Annotated in this window: 11 protein-coding genes; 8 read left to right on the top strand and 3 right to left on the bottom strand. The window is 69.5% G+C overall.

Annotated features, from left to right (window positions below; all coding sequences use genetic code 11):
• The first annotated feature begins 5 nt into the window (after positions 1-5).
• The 6 genes from VJ693_RS04245 (at position 6) to VJ693_RS04220 (ending at position 10120) form a co-directional block, all read left to right on the top strand.
• Positions 6-521 (top strand): shikimate kinase, encoded by a 516-nt coding sequence (locus VJ693_RS04245; RefSeq protein WP_324152220.1) that lies wholly within the window; start codon positions 6-8, stop codon positions 519-521.
• Positions 522-605: 84 nt separating this feature from the next.
• Positions 606-1724, top strand: a complete 1119-nt coding sequence (aroB, locus tag VJ693_RS04240) for a 3-dehydroquinate synthase (protein ID WP_324152219.1) — start codon at positions 606-608, stop codon at positions 1722-1724.
• Positions 1724-2926, top strand: coding sequence for a deoxyguanosinetriphosphate triphosphohydrolase (locus tag VJ693_RS04235; protein ID WP_324152216.1), 1203 nt, complete (start codon positions 1724-1726; stop codon positions 2924-2926). Before aroB ends, VJ693_RS04235 begins: the two co-directional genes overlap by 1 nt.
• Before the next feature lie 57 nt (positions 2927-2983).
• Positions 2984-3685, top strand: coding sequence for a transposase (locus VJ693_RS04230; RefSeq protein WP_324152215.1), 702 nt, complete (start codon positions 2984-2986; stop codon positions 3683-3685).
• Positions 3686-3820: 135 nt separating this feature from the next.
• On the top strand, positions 3821-8638 hold the full coding sequence (locus VJ693_RS04225) for a glutamate synthase-related protein (RefSeq protein ID WP_324152214.1): 4818 nt from the start codon (positions 3821-3823) through the stop codon (positions 8636-8638).
• A 15-nt stretch (positions 8639-8653) separates the two neighbouring features.
• Positions 8654-10120 carry a glutamate synthase subunit beta gene (locus tag VJ693_RS04220; RefSeq protein ID WP_324152213.1) on the top strand — a complete coding sequence of 489 codons (1467 nt, stop codon included), beginning with the start codon at positions 8654-8656 and terminating at the stop codon, positions 10118-10120.
• A 46-nt stretch (positions 10121-10166) separates the two neighbouring features.
• On the opposite strand, the gene VJ693_RS04215 is transcribed toward VJ693_RS04220, so the two are convergent.
• Together VJ693_RS04215 and VJ693_RS04210 are read right to left on the bottom strand one after the other, a co-directional pair.
• Positions 10167-10853, bottom strand: a complete 687-nt coding sequence (locus VJ693_RS04215) for a TetR/AcrR family transcriptional regulator (protein WP_324152212.1) — start codon at positions 10851-10853, stop codon at positions 10167-10169.
• A 133-nt stretch (positions 10854-10986) separates the two neighbouring features.
• Entirely contained in the window at positions 10987-13095 is a 2109-nt protein-coding gene (locus VJ693_RS04210) for a winged helix-turn-helix domain-containing protein (protein WP_324152211.1), read from the bottom strand.
• Positions 13096-13382: 287 nt separating this feature from the next.
• On the opposite strand from VJ693_RS04210, the gene VJ693_RS04205 reads away from it, so the two are divergent.
• Together VJ693_RS04205 and VJ693_RS04200 are read left to right on the top strand one after the other, a co-directional pair.
• Positions 13383-14234 (top strand): helix-turn-helix domain-containing protein, encoded by an 852-nt coding sequence (locus VJ693_RS04205; RefSeq protein ID WP_414652224.1) that lies wholly within the window; start codon positions 13383-13385, stop codon positions 14232-14234.
• Complete coding sequence (locus VJ693_RS04200; protein ID WP_324152209.1) at positions 14231-14758, top strand: GGDEF domain-containing protein; 528 nt, start codon at positions 14231-14233, stop codon at positions 14756-14758. Before VJ693_RS04205 ends, VJ693_RS04200 begins: the two co-directional genes overlap by 4 nt.
• A gap of 22 nt (positions 14759-14780) precedes the next feature.
• Here VJ693_RS04200 and VJ693_RS04195 read toward each other — a convergent pair whose 3' ends face one another.
• Positions 14781-17015: a winged helix-turn-helix domain-containing protein gene (locus VJ693_RS04195; RefSeq protein WP_324152208.1), complete on the bottom strand. Its 2235-nt coding sequence runs from the start codon at positions 17013-17015 to the stop codon at positions 14781-14783.
• Positions 17016-17202: the final 187 nt, after the last annotated feature.

Genomic DNA, 17202 nt, shown 5'->3' with positions numbered 1-17202 from the left:
TGACCATCATCCTCGTCGGCATGCCCGGCTGTGGCAAGTCCACTGCCGGGCGACAGCTGGCGCGGCAGCTTGGGTGGTCGTTCGTTGATTCGGACGCCGAGATCGAGCACGAGATCGGCGGATCGATCCGGGTGTTCTTCGAGCGCGAGGGCGAGGAGCGCTTTCGCGACATCGAGCAGCGCGCGATCGAGCGTCTTTCAGCGCCCGGGCGTTCGGTGCTCGCGACCGGCGGTGGCGCGGTCCTGCGTGAGGCGAACCGGGCGGCGATGAAGCGGCCGGGCAACCACGTCGTCTATTTGCGGGCCACCCCGGAGGACCTGTCGCGGCGATTGCGGCACGACACCCATCGGCCACTGCTGCAGGTGGGCGACCCACTGCGCCGCTTGCGAGACCTGTTTCGTCAGCGTGACCCCTTGTACCGCGAGGTTGCCGACTTCGTGATCGATACCGGCCGCACTTCGGTGCCCACGCTGGTCAACCTGTTGAGCATGCAACTGGAACTCGCCGGCCTGAGCCGCTGAGACCGGTCAAGTCGGGGCCGGGTGGCCAGCCGCTCGCGGGATGCCGGCACCCTCGTCGGGCGGCGGCGCTTAAACTGCCCGGTCATGACCACTGCGATCCTGACCCCTGCCATGGGCGCACCGGCCGTGCGCGTGCCCGTCGCGCTTGGGGAGCGCTCGTACCACATCCTGATCGGCACCGGCTTGCTGTCCGGCGACGAAGCTTGGGCCGGGCTGCCCGCGGCTCGGCACGCGCTGATCGTGACCAACGACGCCGTCGGCCCGCTGTACGCGCCGTCATTGAGCACCCGACTCGCGCCGCACTACCGCGAGGTGCACGTCCTGAGCCTGCCCGATGGCGAGGCCTTCAAGGACTGGGCGACGATGAATCGCATCTTCGACGCCTTGCTGGAAAAGGGCTGTGACCGCAAGACGGTGTTGTTCGCGCTCGGAGGGGGTGTGGTGGGCGACATGACGGGGTTCGCGGCCGCTTGCTACATGCGCGGCGTGCCGTTCGTTCAGGTGCCGACCACCTTGCTGGCCCAGGTCGATTCGTCGGTGGGAGGCAAGACCGCCGTCAACCACCCGCTCGGCAAGAACATGATCGGCGCGTTCTACCAGCCGGTGCGTGTCATCTGCGACCTCGATACCCTCGCGACCCTGCCTGATCGCGAACTGAGTGCCGGCCTGGCCGAGGTGATCAAGTACGGGCCGATCGCCGATGCCGGATTCCTCGGCTGGCTCGAGGAGCACATGGACGGCCTGCGCCGCCGTGAGCCGGCGCTGCTGCGCCACGCCATCCAGCGTTCCTGCGAGATCAAGGCCGGCGTGGTTGGCGCCGACGAGCGCGAAGGCGGGCTGCGCGCCATCCTCAATTTCGGCCACACCTTCGGCCATGCGATTGAAGCAGGGCTGGGATTCGGTGTCTGGCTGCATGGTGAGGCCGTCGCCGCCGGCATGGTGATGGCGGCCGACCTGTCGGAGCGCCTGGGCCTGGGCACTCCTGGGCTGTGTGCGCGGTTGAGCGCGCTGATCGCGCGGGCGGGCCTGCCCACCCGGGGGCCGACGCTTGGTGCGGCGGAATACCTCCACCACATGCGCGTCGACAAGAAGGCCGAGGCGGGAGACATCCGCTTCGTGCTGATCGAGGGTCTCGGCCGCGCGGTGGTTCGACCGGCGCCCGATGACGTCGTGGCCGCCTGCATCGACGCGCACTGCGGTTGATGGACGGGGCGGGCCCAGTGGAGCAACGCGCGGCCGCCTTCGAGCCCGCGTCGCGCGATGCCGGGCTGGCAGCCTGGGCCTGCCACGCGGCAGCCACCCGTGGCCGGCGCTGCCCCGAGCCCGCGGCGCCGACACGGACCGATTTCCAGCGCGACCGTGACCGCATCGTTCACTGCAGCGCATTTCGACGGCTGGTCTACAAGACCCAGGTGTTCCTGAATCATGAGGGCGACCTCTTCCGTACGCGGTTGACCCATTCGCTGGAAGTGGCGCAACTCGGGCGCTCGATGGCCCACAGCCTGGGCCTGAACGAGGACCTGGTCGAAGCGATCGCGCTGGCGCATGACCTCGGCCACACCCCGTTCGGCCATGCTGGCCAGGACGCGCTCGACGCCTGCATGGCGCATTGCGGCGGCTTCGAGCACAACCTTCAAAGCCTGCGGGTGGTTGACCGGCTCGAACAACGCTACCCCGATTGGGACGGTCTGAACCTGTGTTTCGAGACGCGGGAGGGCATTCTGAAGCGCTGCCCCCTGCCGCTGGCGCAACAGTGGGAACGGCGCGAACCGGGCGGCGTGGGCCAGCGCTTCGTGCTGGGGCAGCAGCCCAGCCTGGAGGCCCAGCTCACCAATCTGGCCGACGAGATCGCCTACAACGCACACGACATCGACGACGGCGTGCGGTCCGGCTTGCTGAGCCTGGCCATGCTGCGCGAGGTGGACCTCTTCGAGCGTTTCCATGCCGAGACGCTGGTGGCACACCCGGACTTGGCGGAGCGCGGCGACCGGCGCCTGCTGGCCGAGATCATCCGGCGCATGCTGTCGGCCCAGGTCTATGACGTGATCGACACCACGCGGCAGCGGCTGCTGCGCGAAGATCCCGCCAGCGTCGACGCGGCGCGTGCACTGCCACCCTTGGTGGGGTTCAGCAGCGACATGAAGCGAGCCAGCGCGGAGATGAAGCGCTTCCTCTACCGCGCGCTCTACCGCCATCCACGCGTCATGGCCACGACCGATGCCGCCCGGCGTATCGTCGCGGACCTGTTCTCGATCTACCGCGACCAACCCGGAGAACTGCCGGACGATTACGGCCGCTCGGACGACCCGATGCGCTCGCTGGCGGACTACATCGCCGGCATGACGGATCGCTTCGCCATTCGCGAGCACCTTCGGCTGACCGGCACCCGATTGTTTCCGGAATGAGACTCGCCAGTCGAAGATAAAGGGGTCAGTGTCGAATTAAGGGCTAGACTGCCTGCCATGGCTCGCCAAGCTCGCCTGACCATTCCCGGCTATCCCCATCATCTGCTGATCCGGGGCAACAACCGTCAGCCCATCTTTGCCGACGATCACGACCGCCAGACCCTTCTGGCCCACCTCGGCAACATTCTGCGTGAGCACCCGCTGGCATTGCATGCCTACGTGCTTATGCCGGATCACGTTCACCTGCTGGTCACGCCCGGCGCGCCGGAATCGGTGGGCCGGGCGATGCAGAGCCTGGGCCGGCGGTATGTCGGCGGCTTCAATGCACGTCATCAGCGCAGCGGCACGCTGTGGGAAGGGCGTTACCGCGCCCATGTGGTCGGCGGCCCCACCGACGTGTTGCGCTGCATGCGCTTCATCGAGCTGAACCCGCAGCGTGCAGGTCTCGCCTCCGACTTGTTCGAACCGGCCTGGTCGAGCCTGCGGCACCATCTGGGCGCATTGCGGGACCCCCTGATCACCGAACCATCGGCCTACTGGACGCTGGGCAACACGCCATTCGAGCGGGAGGCCGCGTACCGCGCATGGGTTGAACAAGGAGTGAGCGCAAACGACAAGGAGCGGATGGCGGCGGCTTTGAGAAGTGGGCGACCCTTGGGCGACGCCGCGTTTGTGGCCGAGCTGGAGCGCCAGACGGCCCGGTCGCTGAGCCCGCGACCGCGAGGGCGGCCCCGCAAGATGGCCGAAACCTCGTCCTGACTATGTCCCCATTAATTCAACTCAATTTCGTCGGAAATTAAGAAATCGTCACTGACCCCATTTAAAAGCGCTTGTTCGACCAGACGCTTTCTCTTAACCTCGCGTTTCCCCTAGTCAACGTCGAGGAGCGTTGCCATGTCTACGGCCACGCCGGAATCCCTGCCTGTCCCTTCCGCTCTTGAACTGCCTGTCGCCGCGTTCGGCGCCACGGTCGAAGAGGCCCGACTGCTTGCTCGCGACGGTCTGTACAGCGCGACGAACGAGCGCGACGCCTGCGGCGTCGGCTTCGTCGCCCACATCAAGGGCCAGAAGGCGCACGGCATCATTGCCCAGGGCCTGAAGATCCTCGAGAACCTCGATCACCGCGGTGCGGTCGGCGCCGACAAGCTGATGGGTGACGGGGCGGGCATCCTGATCCAGATTCCCGACGACTTCTTCCGCGCCGAGATGGCGGCCCAGGGCGTGACGCTGCCGCCGCCGGGCGAATATGGCGTCGGCATGATCTTCCTGCCCAAGGAGCATGCCTCCCGCCTGGCCTGCGAGCAGGAGCTCGAGCGCGCGATCAAGGCCGAAGGCCAGGTGCTGCTGGGCTGGCGCGACGTGCCGGTCGACAAGGACATGCCGATGTCGCCCGCCGTGCGGCTGACCGAGCCGGTGATCCGCCAAGTCTTCATCGGCCGCGGGGCCGACGTGATCGTGCCCGATGCACTTGAGCGCAAGCTCTACGTGATCCGCAAGACGGCTTCGGCGGCGATCCAGGCGCTCAAGCTCACGCACAGCCGCGAGTACTACGTGCCCAGCATGAGCTGCCGCACGATCATCTACAAGGGCCTGCTGCTGGCCAACCAGGTCGGCCAGTACTACAAGGACCTGTCGGATCCGCGCGCCGTCTCGGCGCTGGCGCTGGTGCACCAGCGCTTCTCGACCAACACCTTCCCCGAGTGGCCGCTGTCGCACCCGTACCGGATGGTGGCGCACAACGGCGAGATCAACACCGTCAAGGGCAACTTCAACTGGATGCGCGCCCGTGAGGGTGTGATGAAGTCGCCGGTGCTGGGTGACGACCTGAAGAAGCTCTACCCGATCAGCTTCGAGGGGCAATCGGACACCGCCACCTTCGACAACGCACTCGAGTTGCTGACGATGAGCGGCTACCCGCTCGCCCAGGCCGCGATGATGATGATCCCCGAGGCCTGGGAACAGCACGAGATGATGGACCCGCGCCGGCGCGCGTTCTACGAGTACCACGCGTCGATGATGGAGCCCTGGGACGGCCCGGCCGCGATGGTCTTCACCGACGGCAAGCAGATCGGCGCCACGCTCGACCGCAACGGCCTGCGCCCGGCGCGCTACATCGTCACCAACGACGACCTCGTCGTGATGGCCTCTGAATCCGGCGTGCTGCCGATCCCGGAGAACCGGATCGTCAAGAAGTGGCGCCTGCAGCCGGGCAAGATGTTCCTGATCGACCTCGAACAGGGGCGCATCGTCGACGACGAGGAGCTGAAGAACCAGTTCGCCAGCGCGCGCCCGTACCGCCAGTGGATCGACAACGTCCGCGTGCGGCTCGATTCGATCCCCGCCGGTGACGGCGCCCCCGCGCCTGCCTTCGACGAGACCCTGCTCGACCGCCAGCAGGCCTTCGGCTACACGCAGGAGGACATCAAGTTCCTGCTCGCGCCGATGGCCACCGCCGGCGAAGAGGGCATCGGCTCAATGGGCAACGACTCGCCGCTGGCGGTGCTGTCGGACAAGAACAAGCCCCTCTACAACTACTTCAAGCAGCTCTTTGCCCAGGTCACGAACCCGCCGATCGACCCGATCCGCGAGGCCATCGTGATGAGCCTGAACAGCTTCATCGGCCCGAAGCCCAACCTGCTGGACATCAACGCGGTCAACCCGCCGATGCGGCTGGAGGTGTCGCAGCCGGTGCTCGATTTCAAGGGCATGGCGCGGCTGCGCAACATCGAGGCGGCGACGAACGGGAAGTTCAAGCCCTACGAGATCGACATCTGCTATCCGCTGGCCTGGGGCAAGGCCGGCATCGAGGCCAAGCTCGCATCCCTGTGCGCCGAAAGCCTGGACGCGATCAAGAGCGGCCACAACATCCTGATCATCAGCGACCGGCGCATGAACCGTGCGCAGGTCGCGATCCCCGCGCTGCTCGCGCTGTCGGCGATCCACCACCACCTGGTGCGCGAGGGCCTGCGCACGACCGCCGGCCTGGTCGTCGAGACGGCGTCGGCGCGCGAGGTGCACCACTTCGCCGTGCTGGCGGGCTACGGCGCCGAGGCCGTGCACCCGTACCTGGCGATGGAAACGCTGGCGGCCATGCACCAGGAGCTGCCGGGCGAGCTGTCGGCCGAGAAGGCGATCTACAACTATGTGAAGGCCATCGGCAAGGGCCTGTCGAAGATCATGTCCAAGATGGGCGTGTCGACCTACATGTCCTACTGCGGCGCCCAGCTGTTCGAGGCCATCGGCCTGAACAAGGACATGGTGTCCAAGTACTTCCGTGGCACCGCGACGCAGGTCGAGGGCATCGGCGTGTTCGAGGTGGCCGAAGAAGCGCTGCGCAACCACCGCGCCGCCTTCGGCGACGACCCGGTGCTCGCCAACATGCTGGACGCCGGCGGCGAATACGCCTGGCGCACCCGTGGCGAAGAGCACATGTGGACGCCGGACGCGATCGCCAAGCTGCAGCACGCCGCGCGCTCGGGCAAGTTCGACACCTACAAGGAATACGCCCAGCTCATCAACGACCAGAGCAAGCGCCATGTGACGCTACGTGGTCTGTTCGAGTTCAAGTTCGACCCGGCCAAGGCGATCCCGCTCGACGAAGTCGAGCCGGCCGCCGAGATCGTCAAGCGCTTCGCCACCGGCGCGATGTCGCTGGGGTCGATCAGCACAGAGGCTCACACCACGCTGGCGATCGCGATGAACCGCATCGGCGGCAAGAGCAACACCGGTGAGGGCGGCGAGGATCCGGCGCGCTACCGCAAGGAGCTGAAGGGCATCCCCATCACCGCCGGCACCAAGGTGTCCGACGTGATCGGTGCGAAGGTCATCGCGTCCGACTACGAGATGAAGGATGGCGACAGCCTGCGCTCGAAGATCAAGCAGGTCGCCTCGGGTCGCTTCGGCGTCACGACCGAGTATTTGGTCTCGGCCGACCAGATCCAGATCAAGATGGCCCAGGGCGCCAAGCCGGGCGAGGGCGGCCAGCTGCCGGGCGGCAAGGTCAGCGACTACATCGGCTTCCTGCGCTACTCGGTGCCGGGCGTCGGCCTGATCAGCCCGCCTCCGCACCACGACATCTATTCGATCGAGGATCTGGCGCAGCTGATCCACGACCTGAAGAACGCCAACCCGCGCGCGTCGGTCAGCGTCAAGCTGGTCTCCGAGGTGGGCGTGGGCACGATCGCCGCGGGCGTGGCCAAGTGCAAGGCCGACCACATCGTGATCGCCGGCCACGATGGCGGCACCGGCGCCTCGCCGTGGTCGAGCATCAAGCACGCCGGCACGCCGTGGGAGCTGGGCCTGGCCGAGACGCAGCAGACGCTGGTGCTGAACCGCCTGCGCGGGCGCGTCCGCGTGCAGGCCGACGGCCAGATGAAGACCGGCCGCGACGTGGTGATCGGCGCGCTGCTGGGCGCCGACGAGTTCGGCTTCGCGACCGCGCCGCTGGTCGTCGAGGGCTGCATCATGATGCGCAAGTGCCACCTCAACACCTGCCCGGTCGGCGTGGCCACGCAGGACCCGGTGCTGCGCGCCAAGTTCGCCGGCAAGCCCGAGCACGTCGTCAACTACTTCTTCTTCGTCGCCGAGGAAGCGCGCCAGCTGATGGCGCAGCTGGGCGTGCGCAAGTTCGACGAGCTGATCGGCCGCGCCGACCTGCTCGACACGCGCAAGGCCATCACCCACTGGAAGGCCAAGGGGCTGGATTTCAGCCGCGTGTTCCACCGCCCGCAGGTGCCGGCCGACATTGCCCGCTACCACGTCGAGGAGCAGGACCACGGCCTGGACCGCGCGCTCGACCGCAAGCTGATCAAGAAGTGCGGCGATTCGCTGGACACCGGCGAAAAGATCCAGTTCATGGAGGACGCGCGCAACGTCAACCGCTCGGTCGGCGCGATGCTGTCGGGCGAGCTGATCCGCCGCCACCCCGAGGGTCTGCCGGACCACACGGTGTTCATCCAGATGGAGGGCACCGGCGGTCAGAGCTTCGCGGCCTTCCTGGCTCAGGGCATCACGCTGTACCTGATCGGCGAGGCGAACGACTACACCGGCAAGGGCCTGTCGGGTGGCCGCGTCGTCGTGCGGCCGAGCATCGACTTTCGCGGTGACGCCACGGCCAACATCATCGTCGGCAACACGGCGCTGTACGGCGCGACCAGCGGCGAGGCCTTCTTCCGTGGCGTCGCCGGCGAACGCTTCGCGGTGCGCCTGTCCGGCGCGACCGCGGTCGTCGAGGGCACGGGCGACCACGGCTGCGAGTACATGACCGGCGGCACGGTGGTCGTGCTCGGCAAGACCGGCCGCAACTTCGCGGCGGGCATGTCCGGCGGCATCGCCTACGTGTTCGACGAGGACGGCCAGTTCGCCAAGCGCTGCAACACCGCGATGGTGACGCTGGAGCACGTGCTCAGCGCGCAGGAGCAGGAAGACACGGTCGACCCGGCGATCTGGCACAAGCAGCAGACCGACGAGGTGCTGCTGAAGAAGCTGATCGAGGATCACCACAAGTGGACGGGCTCGCTGCGCGCACGCGAGGTGCTCGACCACTGGGCCGATTCGCGCGCCAAGTTCGTCAAGGTCTTCCCGACCGAATACAAGCGCGCGCTGGGCGAGCTGCATGCGAGCCGCGAAACCATCGAAGCGATCGACAAGGCGGTCGGCAAGGCGGACAAGAAGCCTGGTGCGAAGACCGGCAAGTCCTTGACCTCGAAGTAAGGTACCGAGCACATCATGGGAAAAGTCACCGGCTTCCTCGAATACGAGCGCCTCGAAGAAGGCTACGCGCCCGTCGCGCAGCGGCTGAAGCACTACAAGGAGTTCGTCATCGGCCTCGCCGCCGAGCAGGCGAAGATCCAGGGCGCGCGCTGCATGGATTGCGGCACGCCGTTCTGCAACAACGGCTGCCCGGTCAACAACGTGATTCCGGATTTCAACGACCTGGTCTACCGGGGCGACTGGAAGAACGCGATCACGGTGCTGCACAGCACCAACAACTTCCCCGAGTTCACCGGCCGCATCTGCCCCGCACCTTGCGAGGCGGCCTGCACGCTGAACGTCAATGACGATCCGGTCGGCATCAAGTCGATCGAGCACGCGATCATCGACCGCGCCTGGGCAGAAGGCTGGGTCCACGCGCAGCCTGCTGCCGTCAAGACCGGAAAGAAGGTGGCGGTGATCGGCTCCGGCCCGGCCGGCTTGGCGGCGGCGCAGCAGCTGGCGCGCGCCGGTCACGCCGTGACGGTGTTCGAGAAGAACGACCGCGCGGGCGGCCTGCTGCGCTACGGTATCCCCGACTTCAAGATGGAGAAGTCGCACATCGACCGCCGTATCGCGCAGATGGAGGCCGAAGGCGTGGTCTTCCGCACCGGCGTGATGGTCGGCGAGCTGCCCAAGGACAGCAAGGTGACCAACTGGGCCAAGTCCAGCGTCACGCCCGACGAGTTGAAGGCCGAGTTCGACGCCGTGCTGCTGTGCGGCGGCGCCGAGCAGAGCCGCGACCTGCCGGTGCCCGGCCGCGAGCTGGAAGGCGTTCACTTCGCGATGGAGTTCCTGCCGCAGCAGAACAAGCTCAATGCCGGCGACAAGCTCAAGGGCCAGCTTCGCGCCGACGGCAAGCACGTGATCGTGATCGGCGGTGGCGACACCGGCAGCGACTGCGTGGGCACCAGCAACCGCCACGGCGCGGCCAGCGTCACCCAGTTCGAGCTGATGCCGATGCCGCCGGAGCAGGAGGACAAGCCGCTGACCTGGCCGTACTGGCCCTACAAGCTGCGCACCTCGTCCAGCCACGAAGAGGGCTGCCAGCGCGAGTTCGCGATCGCTACGAAGGAATTCATCGGCGAGAAGGGCAAGCTGACCGGCCTGAAGACGGTGCGGGTCGAATGGAAGGGCGGCAAGATGAGCGAGGTGCCCGGTTCCGAGCAGGTGCTCAAGGCCGACCTCGCGCTGCTCGCGATGGGCTTCGTCAGCCCGGTGGCGACGGTCGTGCAGGCTTTCGGCGTCGAGCTCGATGCACGCGGCAACGCCAAGGCCGGCGTCGACGCGACCAATGGCTACAAGACCAACGTCGAGAAGGTGTTCGCCGCCGGCGACATGCGGCGTGGCCAGTCTCTCGTCGTATGGGCCATCCGCGAGGGCCGGCAGGCGGCGCGTGCGGTCGACGAATACCTGATGGGTTCGTCGACGTTGCCCCGCTGACGCCGGCGCGCCGCCGCGCCGGCGACGCCGGCCGTGGAGCGTCCGGTCAGCCGTCGAGGCCGGCGCGCCAGCCGCCCTCGATGTGCCGGGCCAGCAGTTGGCGTGCCGTGCGGCGTTCGCTCGCCATCGTGCTGTCGCGGTGCAGGCGCAGGCCCACGAGCGTCGTTCCGGCGGCAAACTCGAACAGCGCTGCGAGCGCGAAGGCCACGCCCCAGTCGATTTCGTCGGGGCCGCGCGCGGGGTGCAGGCGCTCGAGGGCGCGGCCGATCGCGAGGCGGTAGGGTCCGAGCGCCAGGCCCATCGGGCCGCCGATGGCCGGATCGGTCTCGTGCCGGTGGCGGGCGCACAGGCTCAGCACGTTCGCGCCGTCCGGCTCGGCCAGCAGCTTGTCGATCGGTCGCAGCATCAGGGCGATCAGTTCCGTCGCGCTGGTCAGGCGGCCTTGCGCCAGCGCGTGGCGCATCTCGAGTGCGGCCTGCTCGAACATCGGCGCCCAGCTGCGCAGCACGGAGGCGAACAGGGCGTGCTTGGCGCCGAAATGGTGGTCGATCAACGTCAAGCTGACGGCGGCTTCCGCGGCGATGTCGCGCAGGGAGACGGCCGCGTATTCACGCTCGCCGAACAGGCGCAGCGACACCCGCAGGATCTGCCGCTGTCGCAGCGACATGCCGGGCTGGAACGAGAGACAGGTGACGGTCGCCACGTCGTCGGCAACCAGGTCGGTGATGCACATGGCGCGAAGGTGCCGCTCGGCGCCGGGCCGGCGGTCCAATGGATTCGGGTGGGCGCCAGCGTAGGAGGTGCACCGCCCAGCGTCTCGCACGTCGGTGCAGCGCACTTGACGATGCGCGCAGGCCGGGCCGGTATCAGGCCAGTGTGCGACCTAGTTCCGCCGCGAGTCGCCGCCCGGCCGGCAGGGCGGCGACCCAGGTCGACAGCGCGTACAGGCGGTGGGCGGCCATCTCGCGCTCGCCGGCATCGCGCAGGCGGCGCACGAGGTCCAGCCCGATGAGGCCGCTCCACAGTCCGGGCGGCACCTGATCTGCGGCGCGCTGGACGAGCGGCAGCGCGAGCCTTGCGCCGCCGGGCTCGGTGGCCTCGGACAGCAGCGCCCGCAGCCACACCAACGCCGCGCTGAGAACCCGATCCGCGGCGCAGCCAGGGTACGACTCGACCCGCGCCAGCCAGCGCTGCGCGGCAGCGTGGTCGCCGCCCTCGATGCAGGCCCAGATCAGCCAGGGCGCGGCGTCGTGCGCGCTGATCCATTCGCAGGTCTGCTCGTACAGTGCCACGGCGGTGCCCATGTCGCGTATCGCATCGGCGAGCCGGCCTTCCGCCCAGGCCTGATGGCCACTTGCCAGCGCGGTGTTGGCGACCACGCCAGGTTGTTTGCTGCCGTCCTGCCCCGCCAGCACAGCGAGCACCGCGCGGCCTTCGCTCGGCCGTTCGGTCAGGCGAAACAGCAGGCACAAGTCTTCGGCAGCGAAGCTCAGCGTGTAGGGGTCGCCCACCTCGTCGGCCAGGCGCAGTGCGAGCCGAGCGCAGGCCTCGGCTTCGTCGACGAGGCCCAGCTGCAGCGCGAGGCGGGCCTGGTTCTCGGAGGTCGCCGCGTGGTCGCGGCGCAGACGGTGGCTGCTGCACAGCTGAACGGCCAGCCCCATGTCGCGGTAGCCGGCTTCCAGCTCGCCGAGGCGGGCCCGCACGATCGCCAGGCTGATCCGGCACCACAGGCGATGGGCAAGGCTGCCCTGCGGCTCGCACAGTTGCTGCGCCCGCAGCAGCAGGTCGTGCGCCAGGCCGAAATCGCGCTGCTCGACCGCGATGGTCGAGCGCAGCAGCAAGGTGAGGGCGCGCGACTCGGCGCCCTGGTCGGGCGGCGCCAGGCGGATCGATGCATCCAGCTGCGCCTTGGCGGGTTCGTGCAGCCCCTTGTTGAGGTAGGTGCGCCCGATGGCCTGGTGGATGTCGGCCGCGCGGCCCGTATCGTCCGCCGCGTTCGCCTCGGCCAGCATGCGCTCGCCCAGGTCCAGCGCGCGGTCGTCGCCGAGCGGCGCCAGCGCCTTCAGGTATTCGAGCTCGATCTCGCGGGCATGCGGCTCGGCATCGAGCACCACGCGGAACAGGTTGACCGCCTCCTGCCAGCGTTGCTCGGCGGCGGCCTGCAGCCCGCGCATCAGCGCGCGGGCCGCGAAGGGGTCGGCCACCGGGTACGCCGCCGGCAGCGCCCGGGCCCGGTCGTCGAGCAGCACCTGCTCGAGCAGATCGGCGGCCGAGCGGCCGAGCGCGGGCAGGTCGCTGCCCAACACCCGATGGCGCGCCCAGGAGCCTTCGCCCAGGATCAGCAGGTCGAGCGCGAAGCCGCCGGTCTCGGCGCGCACGCTCACCTGGACGACCCGCTGCACGCCGAGCGCCGCCCGCAGCGCCGCGGCACGCTCGTTGCCATCGGCCGTGACGGGCGTGTGGCCGAGCGCCAGCAGCACCGAGGCCACCGAAGCCACCGACAGGCGGGGGTCGCCACTCAGCGCCTTGACGGTCAGCGTCAGCAGGCCCAGCTCGACCCAGTCGAACTCGGCCCGACCGGTGCGGTTTTCAAACGGCAGCAAGGCCACCGAAGGGCCGGCCGAGCCGCGGGCGGCCGACGGGCCCTCGGCCGGCGCGTGCACTGACACGGGCGCGACGAAACGGTAGCCGATGCGCGGCGCGGTGCGGATCAGGCGGCCCACGCGATCGTCGTCGCCGAGCGCTTGGCGCGCCTTCATCACCGCGCGCGCGATCACGCCGACCGAGACGGCCTCGCCGGGCCAGACGGCGTCGAGCAGCTCTTCCTTGGAAACGACCCGGTCGTGGTGCTGGACCAGGCAGGCCAGCAGATCGAACACCCGGCGCTCCAGCGGGACCGGCGCGCCGCCGCGGCTGAGCTCGCGCCGGCCGGGGTGCAGCACCCAGTTTTCGAACCTGTACTCGTGATCTTGCATCGTCGCTGAAACGGCCCTTCCCCGGCCTGCCTGCACATTAATACCGAAGCCATGCCGGCGCGAGGTCGGCCGTCACGGCTCCATCAGAAATCGGTCATGACTCGTCATGCGGCCCCCCCTAGCCTAACGATCTGCTCGTCCCGAACCGGGGGCGCCGTACCGTTACCTGTTCGATCTTCGTGTCCGACCTCGCCCCCCGCGCCCGGCCCATCGCCCCGCTGCCCCTCGAAGGCAGTGCCCTGTCGCATGCCTGCGGGCCGGCGACCGGCAGTCTCGCAGGGTGGCGAATGCGCGCGCGCGGTGGCCAGCCGATCGCCGTGGCCCAAGTGGCGCGCCCGCTGGACGGCGTGCCGGTCAGCTCGATCCAGGTGGGCCGCTGCTCGGCTCGCCGCTCGCCAGGGGAAGCCGGCCAGCTGTGGCTGATGTACGTGGTGGGCGGCGAGGCCATCGCGGCCGATGGCGCACCGCGTTCCAGGCTTTCGGCTGGCGACCTCGCGATCTGGCCCGGTGACCGTGCGGTCAGCCTGCACGTGCCTGACAGCCTCCATCTGCTGGCGATGGCGCTGCCGCCCGAGCGCTGGGCCCACCTGGCCGGCCCCGCGGGTGAGGCGCCTTGCCTGCGCATCCGGCACGACAGCCCGATCGGGCCGATGCTGGCAGGCTTCTTCGACGGCCTGGGCCGGCAGTTGCCGGCCATCGGCGACGCCGACGGCGCGACCGCCATCAACATGGTGCAGGCGCTGGTGAGCCGCTGGCTCGACGGCCAACGCCAGCATGCCGCCGAGCCGACGCGCTCCCGATTGTTGGCTCGCGTTCTCGACTACGCCGACGCGCACCTCGGCAACGCCGACCTGACGCCCAAGGCACTGGCCGCCGCGCACGGCATGTCCGTGCGCAGCCTGCACTTGCTGTTCGAGCGCGAGGGGTTGCGCGTGGCCCAGTGGATCCGCGACCGCCGCCTCGAGCGCTGCCGGGAGACTCTGGCGCAGCCCGACTGGCAAGGACGGATCATCGATCTGGCGCTGCAATGGGGATTCAACGACCCTTCGCATTTCAGCCGCGCCTTCCGCCAGCGCTACGGGCGGGCGCCCCGCCAGGCGCGCCATTCGGCTGGCGGCACCCGGTGGGCGTCGCGATGAAGGCGTCACCGGTGCTGGCCCCCGGTGCCGACGGGCGGCAGATCGGCGACCGCGCGGAGCTCGAGCAGCGCCTGCAGGCGCTTTGCCTCGAGGCGCCGCTGTCGGCGCTGGCCCTGGTGATGCTGGAGCTGGATGGCTTCGAGCGGCTGGTCGACCGACACGGCCCGCAGCGTGCCGAGGAATGCGTGCAGCACGTCGGCGTGACGCTGCTCGGCAGCCTGCGCCGTGGCACCGATCATACGGCCCGTCTCGAGGGCCCGCGCTTCGCGGTGGTGTTGGCGAGCACCAGCCTGTCGGCCGCCCAGACGTCGGCGGATGCGCTGCGCCGTCGCATCGCGGGCCAGGTGTTGAGCTTCGATGGTCGTCTGCTGAGACTGACCGCGACCACGGCCGTGTGCGCGCGCGCGCAAGGCACCCGCTGCGGGGCTGCGGCGATGCTGCAACTGGCCGAGGGTGCGCTGGCGCGCGCGCTTCTGAACCAGGACTGCCACGTGTCCGTGCTGGCGCCGTCGAGCCATGATTGAGCACGGCATGCCGGACGCGGCGTCACCACAGGGTCGCCAGCCATGGTGCCGTCGGCACCTGGGCGGGCTGCCCGCTCGCCGCTCGTTCGTACAAGCGGCCCAGATCGGACATCGGCTGCGCCGCGCCGCCGGAGGCCACGGCATCGTAGCGGCGCTGGAACACCAGCGCGGTCGCCGCATCACCGGCCGCCAGATGCCAGCGCGCGTTGACGGCCTGGGCGACCGGGTGTTCGTGCTGCCAGGCGCCAAGGCCGTCGAGCCAGCTGCGCGCTTCGGCCAGGTCGCCGGCTTCGATGGCCAGCCAGGCTGCATCCATCCGGGCCAGGGCCGACCACGGGCCGATGTCTCGCTCCACCAGATCGGCCAGCAGCCGACGGGCCACGCCGTGCTGACCGCGGGCATGGGCCAGCGACGCTCGCACGTAGGCCAGTGCGGTGGCGAAGGCCATCTCGCCCTCACCGGGCAACAGGCCGGCGAGTTCCCGCTCGACTTCGTCGAGCCGCCCGGCACGCACCGCGTACAGCAGCCACCAGGGCAGGGTCTCCTGTTCGTGTTGCCGCTCACCCTGCTCGCGCCGCCGGTGCACTGCCGTGCCGAGCAGGTCGGCCGCGTTGGCATACAGGCCGCTCGCGGCGGCATGGTGAGCGCGCGCGCATTGCAGATCGACATCGTCGTCTGCCGGCGCGCCCAGTTTGGCCGCCTCCACCTTGGCCAGCACCCGAGCCGACGCGGCGGCCGCGCGCAGGTGCCGGTAGGCCAGGCACAGGGCGGCGCACAGGCCGCCAAGGTGATAGCCATCGGCCACCGAGACGGCGGTGGTGACGGCCTCTTCGGCGCTTTCGGCCGCCTCGTGCAGCAGGCCCAGGGCGGCGCAATCCTCGGCCACATTGCCGGCCGCATCGACGAAATAGCGGTGCAGGCGCAATTCGCGGCTGCGCCGCATGACCTCGCGCGACATGGCCATCGACTGCCGCACCTGGCCGCGGTTGGCGGCGAGCACCGCCAGGTGCGTCAGGCGCGCCAACGCATGGATCTGGTTGCCGCTGCGTTCGCACCAGCGCCCGGCTTCGTCCAGCGGCGGCTGGGCATCGGCCCAGGCGCCTTGCCGGATCGCGGCGGCCGACTGCCACAGCAGCGTCTGGATGGTCCAGTCCGCTGGCTCGCGTCCACCGGCCAGCGCCAAGGCACGCTCAAGATGCGTCCGGGCACGTGCGTTGTCGCCGAGGTTCAGCCAATTGCGACCCAAGGCCTGCTCGACATGCGCGGCCAGGCGGTCGTCCGCACGCGTTCGTGCGCGTTCCAGCAGGGCCTGGCCCAGCGCATTGGCAGTTGCGTCTCCCAGCGCGGCCTGGGCGCGCAACAACTCGAGCTGCGCGGCCTCGCTGCCCGGCGTGAGGTCGAGCACGACCCGCAGAAGGTTGACGACCGAGGTCCAACGCTGCTCGGCGGCTGCTTGCAACGCACGGGCCATCGCCTCGTCAGCCAGCGCGTCGGCGGGTTCGTCGCCGGGCAGCGCGGGCGACTCGGCAGGCAGCACCGCCTCGGCGATGCTGCGTGCCACGCCCGCGGCCGCCGCCGGAAGGGGGCTGCCGACGCGGGTCAGCTGTGCAGCCGGCAGCGGCAAGCCGGCAGGCTTGCCGAGCCAGCGGATGCGCAGCTCGAAGCGCTCGGACTGCCCGGTGATGCTGATCGCCACCACCAGGCGCACACCCAGCAGGCGCCGCACGGCGTCGGCCCGCTCGCGCACCGAAGCGGTCGGGGGCACGGTCTGGAGTGCGGCGAGCACGCTGGGCGTGGCCGCGATCGCCAGGCGGGGATCATTGCCGAGCGCTCGCGCCACCAGCGACATCAGGCCCAACTCGACCCAGTCGAGCTGGCTGTCGCCGGTCTGGTTGGCGAACGGCAGCAGGGCCAGTGCGATCGGCTCGTCGGCGGCCTGCCCCGTGCCTATGGTCTCGGCCGCGAAACGCAGGCCGATGCGCGGCACCGTGCGAATCGGGCCGCCCCGATGGTCGCCACCCAGCGCACGGCGGGCCAGCATCACCGCCCGGGTGAGCGAGCCGGGCGCGACCGATTCGCCGGGCCACAGGGCGGCCATCAGCTCCGCATGGGTCACGACCCGGTCCCGATGGCGGACCAGGTACAGCAGCAGATCGAAGGGCTTGGGTTCGAGCGGCTGACGTTCGCCGCCGCGCCAGAGCTCACGCCGGGCGGCGTTAAGCACCCAGTCGGCGAAGCGGAATTCAAGCTCGTCCATCGTCGGCACAAAGAGTCCTTGCAGGCCGGGCCGCCGCCGAGGGCGCTGCTGGTCGCGCCACTGTACCGGCCCGCTGACTCGGGGCCCGACATGTTGCGTGCGAATGCTGAACAGTCGTCCAGGGGGCGGTTCCTAGACTGGGCCGAGCCTCGTCGCGCCGTGGGGCCGCGCAAGGCTCCGCTTTGCC

Origin of the sequence: Ideonella sp. (assembly GCF_035254525.1) — a bacterium.
Classification (GTDB): domain Bacteria; phylum Pseudomonadota; class Gammaproteobacteria; order Burkholderiales; family Burkholderiaceae_C; genus Ideonella.
The sequence above is the reverse complement of the archived record's forward strand: the minus strand, read 5'-3'. Positions and strand labels throughout refer to the sequence as shown.

Bases quoted from the DNA above. Each gene is read 5' to 3' on its own strand.
- VJ693_RS04220 (WP_324152213.1), top strand. From the start codon at position 8,654: ATGGGAAAAGTCACCGGCTTCCTCGAATACGAGCGCCTCGAAGAAGGC.
- VJ693_RS04205 (WP_414652224.1), top strand. From the start codon at position 13,383: ATGCGCGCGCGCGGTGGCCAGCCGATCGCCGTGGCCCAAGTGGCGCGC.
- VJ693_RS04200 (WP_324152209.1), top strand. From the start codon at position 14,231: ATGAAGGCGTCACCGGTGCTGGCCCCCGGTGCCGACGGGCGGCAGATC.
- VJ693_RS04235 (WP_324152216.1), top strand. From the start codon at position 1,724: ATGGACGGGGCGGGCCCAGTGGAGCAACGCGCGGCCGCCTTCGAGCCC.
- VJ693_RS04230 (WP_324152215.1), top strand. From the start codon at position 2,984: ATGGCTCGCCAAGCTCGCCTGACCATTCCCGGCTATCCCCATCATCTG.
- aroB (WP_324152219.1), top strand. From the start codon at position 606: ATGACCACTGCGATCCTGACCCCTGCCATGGGCGCACCGGCCGTGCGC.
- VJ693_RS04225 (WP_324152214.1), top strand. From the start codon at position 3,821: ATGTCTACGGCCACGCCGGAATCCCTGCCTGTCCCTTCCGCTCTTGAA.
- VJ693_RS04195 (WP_324152208.1), bottom strand. From the start codon at position 17,015: ATGGACGAGCTTGAATTCCGCTTCGCCGACTGGGTGCTTAACGCCGCC.
- VJ693_RS04210 (WP_324152211.1), bottom strand. From the start codon at position 13,095: ATGCAAGATCACGAGTACAGGTTCGAAAACTGGGTGCTGCACCCCGGC.
- VJ693_RS04215 (WP_324152212.1), bottom strand. From the start codon at position 10,853: ATGTGCATCACCGACCTGGTTGCCGACGACGTGGCGACCGTCACCTGT.